Annotated in this window: 9 protein-coding genes; 1 reads left to right on the top strand and 8 read right to left on the bottom strand. The window is 61.8% G+C overall.

Annotated features, from left to right (window positions below; all coding sequences use genetic code 11):
* Nucleotides 1-140: 140 nt before the first annotated feature.
* The 8 genes from WD006_RS29055 to WD006_RS29090 all read right to left on the bottom strand — a co-directional run bounded on the left by WD006_RS29055 (nt 141) and on the right by WD006_RS29090 (nt 5,381).
* The gene (locus WD006_RS29055) at nt 141-1,100 is read right to left on the bottom strand and encodes a DUF3330 domain-containing protein (protein ID WP_425648356.1); all 960 of its coding nucleotides are present in this window, start codon (nt 1,098-1,100) and stop codon (nt 141-143) included.
* A gap of 26 nt (nt 1,101-1,126) precedes the next feature.
* Nucleotides 1,127-1,363, bottom strand: coding sequence for a broad-spectrum mercury transporter MerE (gene merE, locus WD006_RS29060; protein WP_035884594.1), 237 nt, complete (start codon nt 1,361-1,363; stop codon nt 1,127-1,129).
* Nucleotides 1,360-1,725 (bottom strand): mercury resistance co-regulator MerD, encoded by a 366-nt coding sequence (merD, locus tag WD006_RS29065; protein WP_035884595.1) that lies wholly within the window; start codon nt 1,723-1,725, stop codon nt 1,360-1,362. The genes merE and merD overlap by 4 nt, the downstream gene beginning before the upstream one ends.
* Before the next feature lie 17 nt (nt 1,726-1,742).
* Nucleotides 1,743-3,428 (bottom strand): mercury(II) reductase, encoded by a 1,686-nt coding sequence (gene merA / locus WD006_RS29070; RefSeq protein ID WP_035884596.1) that lies wholly within the window; start codon nt 3,426-3,428, stop codon nt 1,743-1,745.
* A gap of 41 nt (nt 3,429-3,469) precedes the next feature.
* Complete coding sequence (gene merC, locus WD006_RS29075; RefSeq protein ID WP_035884597.1) at nt 3,470-3,895, bottom strand: organomercurial transporter MerC; 426 nt, start codon at nt 3,893-3,895, stop codon at nt 3,470-3,472.
* A 19-nt stretch (nt 3,896-3,914) separates the two neighbouring features.
* Nucleotides 3,915-4,190 (bottom strand): mercury resistance system periplasmic binding protein MerP, encoded by a 276-nt coding sequence (merP, locus tag WD006_RS29080; RefSeq protein WP_375199099.1) that lies wholly within the window; start codon nt 4,188-4,190, stop codon nt 3,915-3,917.
* Between the two features lie 15 nt (nt 4,191-4,205).
* Nucleotides 4,206-4,556, bottom strand: coding sequence for a mercuric transport protein MerT (locus tag WD006_RS29085; protein WP_032489135.1), 351 nt, complete (start codon nt 4,554-4,556; stop codon nt 4,206-4,208).
* 165 nt (nt 4,557-4,721) lie between these two features.
* Nucleotides 4,722-5,381: an organomercurial lyase MerB gene (locus tag WD006_RS29090; protein ID WP_032489134.1), complete on the bottom strand. Its 660-nt coding sequence runs from the start codon at nt 5,379-5,381 to the stop codon at nt 4,722-4,724.
* A gap of 92 nt (nt 5,382-5,473) precedes the next feature.
* On the opposite strand from WD006_RS29090, the gene merR reads away from it, so the two are divergent.
* Nucleotides 5,474-5,929 (top strand): Hg(II)-responsive transcriptional regulator, encoded by a 456-nt coding sequence (gene merR, locus WD006_RS29095; RefSeq protein ID WP_035884598.1) that lies wholly within the window; start codon nt 5,474-5,476, stop codon nt 5,927-5,929.
* Nucleotides 5,930-5,963: the final 34 nt, after the last annotated feature.

Here is a 5,963-nt window from a genome sequence, read left to right on the forward strand (position 1 = left end):
GACCGTGCAAGGTATCCTCCTGAGGGAAATGTGTCAGGAAGAAATCTATGACCCTTGACGGCGTATGTCAATCAATTCGGAAGGCAACTCTATTCTGACGATTTAGCGCCGGATGGTCTGACGCCAAGTTAGGGTATGCTTCAATCTGACGGCGGCAAGTCGCAGGCGTTTGGATCGGCGCTGGTTTCGTTCCCTGCCTTGGCGCGCGCCTGGAAGCGCCGATAACACTCCAACCCACAGAAGTGTTCGACGTATTCCGCACCTTCCGGCGTGAAGGCGGCATCGAGCGGAATTTCCTTACAGCACACGCAGCAACTGGTGGCGGTCGGATTACTTGCATTCATGGTGGCACCCTTCCATTGACTGACGAAGGCAGCGAATGCCGCCGCCGGCATCGGTTTGGCGAACAGAAAGCCTTGTCCTGCGTCGCAGTCCGCTTGTCGCAACAGCTCAAGACTCGCCGATGCTTCCACGCCTTCGGCCACCACATCCATGCCCAGCCCATGCGCAAGCTGGATCACGGTGTGCACGATGGTCTGGTCGCGGTGGTCGTTGGCGAGTCCGGCGACAAACGATTGGTCGATCTTGAGCGTGCTGATGGGGCAGCACTTCAGGTGTTGCAGACTGGAATAACCCGTCCCGAAGTCATCGGCGGCGAAGCGCACACCGATCTGTCGCAAAGCTTCCAGGGCGGGGAAGATCGCCGGATCACCGAACGCGACCGATTCGGTCAGCTCAATTTCAAGATACTCGGCGGGCAACTCGGCATCGGCCAGCACGCCCTTTACCCACCCGTCGAAGTCTGGTCCCACCTGGCTCGCCGAAACATTGACGGCCAGCCGGAACGGTCGCCATGCCAGCATCCTCCAGTCGCGCACCTGGTGGCAGGCTTCGCCCAGCACCCACGCGCCGATTTCCGGCATCAGGCCGGACGATTCGACCACGGGCAGGAACTGGCCCGGCGGCAACATTCCGAGCGTCGGATGACGCCAGCGCAACAGGGCTTCCGCGCCGACAATCTGGTCACTGCGCAAATCGACAATCGGCTGGTAGTGCAATTCAAGCTGCCCACGCTCGACCGCCTGCGCCAGTTGCGCCACTGTCCATTCAATTGGCTGGGAAGCACTCATGATCGACCTCTGAAGGCCCGCAGCAGCCGCGTTACAGACAGGACAAACAAGCCAGTCAGCGTGAGGGCTGCAATACCCCAGTGCTCCCCGATGAACGCGCCGGCCGTCGTCCCCGCGAGCACAACGGCGAGAATCGGCAAATGGCAGGGACAGGTGAGCACGGCCAGCGCGCCCCACAGATAGCCGGTGAACGGTTTGTGTGTCTCGGATGGCAAGCGCTCGGGGTTGTTCATGGCAGACTTTCAGCGTGCTGTGCCGACTCGGTCGGCATGGTTGCCAACTGCACTTCCAGGTCAGCCAACGCCTCGCGCCGACGTTCGACGAACTGGCGCAGCTCGGCAAGTTGCGAGGCCGCTTCATCGGCGTCCGCAGCATCCAGCGCCCGGCACAGCCGCGCCAGCGCATTCAGGCCGATGCCCGCCTCGAAAGCAGCCCGCACGAAGCACAGCCGTTGCAAGGCGGCATCGTCAAACAGGCCGTAGCCGCCTGGGGTGCACGCCACCGGGCGCAGCAATCCGCGCAGCAGATAGTCGCGCACGATATGCACGCTCACCCCGGCATCAAGGGCCAGTCGGGATACTGTGTAGGCGTTCATTGAACACCTCCTTTTTCTCAACCGGCGCAGCACGAAAGCTGCTTCACGTCCTTGCTGAAGGTCTGCGCCGCGAGCTTCAACCCCTCGACCATCGTCAGGTAGGGGAACAACTGGTCGGCCAGTTCCTGCACCGTCATGCGGTTACGAATTGCCAGGACCGCCGTCTGGATCAGTTCGCCCGCTTCCGGCGCGACCGCCTGCACGCCGATGAGCCGTCCGCTACCTTCCTCGATGACGAGCTTGATGAAGCCGCGTGTGTCGAAGTTGGCAAGCGCACGCGGCACGTTGTCCAAGGTCAAGGTGCGACTGTCGGTCTCGATCCCGTCGTGATGCGCTTCCGCTTCGCTGTAGCCCACGGTCGCCACTTGCGGATCGGTAAACACCACGGCCGGCATCGCGGTCAGGTCGAGGGCCGCGTCTCCGCCCGTCATGTTGATCGCGGCACGGGTGCCGGCCGCTGCCGCCACATAGACGAACTGAGGCTGGTCGGTGCAGTCGCCGGCCGCGTAGATGTTCGGGCTACTCGTGCGCATGCCCTTGTCGATGACGATGGCCCCTTGCGCATTGATGGTGACCCCCGCCGCGTCCAGTGCCAGGCTGCGCGTGTTCGGTGTCCGCCCGGTGGCGATCAGCAGTTTGTCGGCGCGTATTTCACCGTACCCCGTGGTCAGCACGAATTCGCCGTCCACATGGGCGACCTGGCTGGCTTGCGTGTGTTCCAGCACCGTGATCCCTTCGGCACGGAAAGCGTCGGTGACGGCCTCGCCGATGGCCGGGTCTTCGCGGAAGAACAAGGTGTTGCGCGCCAGGATCGTCACCTGGCTGCCCAGTCGGGCAAAGGCTTGCGCCAGTTCCAGCGCCACCACCGACGAGCCGATCACGGCCAGGCGTTCGGGAATGGTGTCGCTGACCAGGGCCTCGGTCGAAGTCCAGTAGGGTGACTCTTTCAAGCCGGGAATCGGCGGCACGGCCGGGCTGGCGCCCGTGGCGATCAGGCAGCGGTCGAATACCACCACGCGCTCGCTGCCTTCGTTCAAACGGACAGCAAGGCTCTGGGCGTCCTTGAAATGCGCTTCACCGTGCAGAACGGTGATGGCTGGAGTGCCATCCAGAATGCCTTCATACTTGGCGTGGCGCAGTTCATCGACACGGGCCTGCTGCTGGGCCAGCAGCCGCTCGCGCAGGATCGTCGGCGGTGTGGGTGGCATGCCGCCATCGAACGGGCTTTCCCGGCGCAGATGGGCGAGGTGGGCGGCGCGGATCATGATCTTGGACGGCACACAGCCGACATTGACGCAGGTGCCGCCGATGGTCCCGCGCTCGATCAGCGTGACGTGCGCGCCTTGCTCGACGGCTTTCAGCGCCGCAGCCATCGCGGCGCCACCGCTGCCGATAACGGCGATGTGCAGTCCACCCCCATCACCGCCAGCCTTGTCGCCACCGCCCAGCCATCCCAGCGCCTTGCCAAGCAATCCGCCCCGCACTGAAGTGGATGGGGCATCGGCGAGCGTGGCCTTGTAGCCGAGGCCGGCCACGGCGGCGGCCAGCGCATCCGGCGAGGTGCCGGGCTCGGTGGCGAGTTGCGCGGTGCCCTTCGGGTAGGACACGACTGCCGACTGCACGCCCGGCACTTTCTCCAACGCGTCCTTGACGTGCACAGCGCACGAATCGCAGGTCATTCCGGTGATCTTTAAGGTGGTCATGAATCAATTCCTTTTATTTACTTCGGTGACGGCCAATGCCGTCATCCGCGTTTTGGTGGCAGTTCGCAGCCGTCCGGGCCACAGCAGGGCTTTGCTGGCGAGATGAAATCCCAAATCGATACCCCGACCATGAAGGCCAGGCCGATATACAGCAGCCAACCGCTCCGCCAGCCGTAAGCCCGCATCAAAAACACCGCTGCCAGCACCAGGACAGGGCCGATCACGCCGGGCGCAGTCCGTCGCCACTGCCGATGATTGCGCCAACTGATCGCATTGGCAAATAGCGCGATGCCGGCGAACGTCGGCAGCAGGATGCGAATGAACAGCCCTTCGTACTGACTCAGGAAGCCCAGCCCGATCGCTGCGCCCAGGCTGGCGATGGCGGGAAAGCAGGTGGCGCAGCCCATCGCAGAAACGACGCTGCCGAGGGAACCGGCCTTGTCGGTCACTCGTGTGATTAAGGACATCGCAGTGCCTCCTCGCGGCTCAACGCTTAACTGAGGACGGATAGCCCGCGTCTCCGGTGGCCTTGGTCAGTTTCTGCACGCTGGTCTTGGCATCATCGAACGTGACAACCGCTTCACGTGTCTCGAAGGTCACGTCAACTTTGCTGACGCCTTCGACCTTGAAAATCGCCTTCTTGACGGTAATCGGGCAGGCGGCGCAGGTCATGCCCGGCACCGACAGGGTAACGGTTTGCACGGCGGCCCAGGCGGGAACGATGGCGGCAGCAAGCAACAGGGAGGCAAACAGTTTTTTCATGACGAACTCCTGTGATTAATAGAAAAATGGCATGACGTAGGGAAATCCGAGCGCGACCAATACCAACGCGGCGACGCCCCAAAAGATGAACTTGTAAGTAGTTCGCACTTGGGGAATCGCGCAGACCTCACCCGGTTTGCAGGCTTGCGCCGGGCGGTAGATGCGCCGCCAGGCGAAGAACAGCGCCACCAACGCTGCGCCGATGAAGATCGGGCGATAGGGTTCCAGCACCGTCAAGTTGCCGATCCAAGCGCCGCTGAACCCCAGGGCGATCAGCACCAGCGGCCCCAGGCAGCAGGCCGAGGCAAGAATGGCGGCTAGCCCTCCAGTGAAGAGCGCCCCGCGCCCGTTTTGAGGTTCAGACATACGCTTGTCCTTTCAAAGCTGAATTGAATAGCTTAAGCTTACTTCCGTAGTCAGGTACAGAGTCAAGCCATATGCGAAACAATTTTTCGTCCTGCGTGCACGGCAGCGAAAACGCACCCCGCCATCCTTCGCGCATCGGGCACAGATGGCCGTTCGCATGCCTCGTCATGTGGAATAGTGGCCAAGCAGCCTCCTCTGGAACGCGAAAAAGGCATTGCCCACGGCAGCCGCTTGTGGCAAAGAAAAGGTGAGTGCGCCTGGGGAAGTCGTGCAATGCCGGCAGACAAAATTGATATTGGCGCATAAGCTGTTGCAGCATGCTTGTCCTTCTCCCGCACCGGATTCCCAGACGACGCGTGCGGCCTCCGGATTCTGATGTTCCTTCTCGACACTGCCGTTCGCCGCCAGCGAGCAGGCGAGGTGGCAGCGGCAAACCACGCACCGAGCTATGATGCGCGCGGCGTGCCGCACCATGCGTGGAATCGCGAGCGCATCGATCGCGCACATGGCATGGACACTCTTGCCGGCGAAATGAACGTGGATTTCAGTCTGGCGAGCGCTGAAGGGATAGCAGCCGATGCCTTGCTCGCCGATGACGATGGCATCCATCGCGCACAGCGCGTCGAGCACCGCCTGCGACCCAATCCCCGCTGCGGGCGGTGCTGCTTCGCGTATCCAATGACCGAGAATCCTGGCATAGGTCGACTGCAGCGTGGGATGCGCGTCTTCGATCCGTGCCTGCAACGGAAACTCGTCCGCCAGCTTCTGCTGCGCACGCGTCACCGCCGCTTTGAGTTCCAGTCGCGATTCGGTCGATATATTCATATTCATGGTTCCTCGACTTAGAAAAGAGCAATGGCAAACGTATTCCAAATGGCTTAAGCTTATTTCCGTAGTCATGTACGGAGTCAAACGATATGGAAAACAATTTGGAGAATCTGACTATCGGCGTATTCGCCAAGGCGGCCGGGGTCAATGTGGAAACCATCCGGTTCTACCAACGCAAGGGCTTGCTGCCTGAGCCGGAGAAGCCCTATGGCGGCATCCGCCGTTACGGTGACGCCGATGTGGCGCGCGTGCGGTTCGTGAAATCAGCCCAGCGGCTGGGCTTCAGTCTGGATGAAATCGCCGAACTGCTGCGGCTGGAGGATGGCACCCATTGCGAGGAAGCCAGCAGTCTGGCCGAGCACAAGCTCAAGGACGTGCGCGAGAAAATGGCTGACCTGGCGCGCATGGAGGCCGTGCTGTCTGAGTTGATGTGCGCATGCCATGCGCGGGCAGGAAATGTTTCCTGCCCGTTGATTGCGTCACTGCAAGACGGAACGAACCTCGCAGTGTCGGTGGAGGGTGGTCACGGGGTGACTACGCCTTAGCGTGCTTTATTTTCCGAATTCTGAAACGACCCCA

Source organism: Cupriavidus sp. Met-2 (genome assembly GCF_049843575.1).
In the GTDB taxonomy this organism is placed as follows: Bacteria; Pseudomonadota; Gammaproteobacteria; order Burkholderiales; family Burkholderiaceae; genus Cupriavidus; species Cupriavidus metallidurans.

Bases quoted from the DNA above. Each gene is read 5' to 3' on its own strand.
- merA (WP_035884596.1), bottom strand. From the start codon at position 3,428: ATGACCACCTTAAAGATCACCGGAATGACCTGCGATTCGTGCGCTGTG.
- merP (WP_375199099.1), bottom strand. From the start codon at position 4,190: ATGAAAAAACTGTTTGCCTCCCTGTTGCTTGCTGCCGCCATCGTTCCC.
- merE (WP_035884594.1), bottom strand. From the start codon at position 1,363: ATGAACAACCCCGAGCGCTTGCCATCCGAGACACACAAACCGTTCACC.
- WD006_RS29090 (WP_032489134.1), bottom strand. From the start codon at position 5,381: ATGAATATATCGACCGAATCGCGACTGGAACTCAAAGCGGCGGTGACG.
- merD (WP_035884595.1), bottom strand. From the start codon at position 1,725: ATGAACGCCTACACAGTATCCCGACTGGCCCTTGATGCCGGGGTGAGC.
- WD006_RS29085 (WP_032489135.1), bottom strand. From the start codon at position 4,556: ATGTCTGAACCTCAAAACGGGCGCGGGGCGCTCTTCACTGGAGGGCTA.
- merR (WP_035884598.1), top strand. From the start codon at position 5,474: ATGGAAAACAATTTGGAGAATCTGACTATCGGCGTATTCGCCAAGGCG.
- merC (WP_035884597.1), bottom strand. From the start codon at position 3,895: ATGTCCTTAATCACACGAGTGACCGACAAGGCCGGTTCCCTCGGCAGC.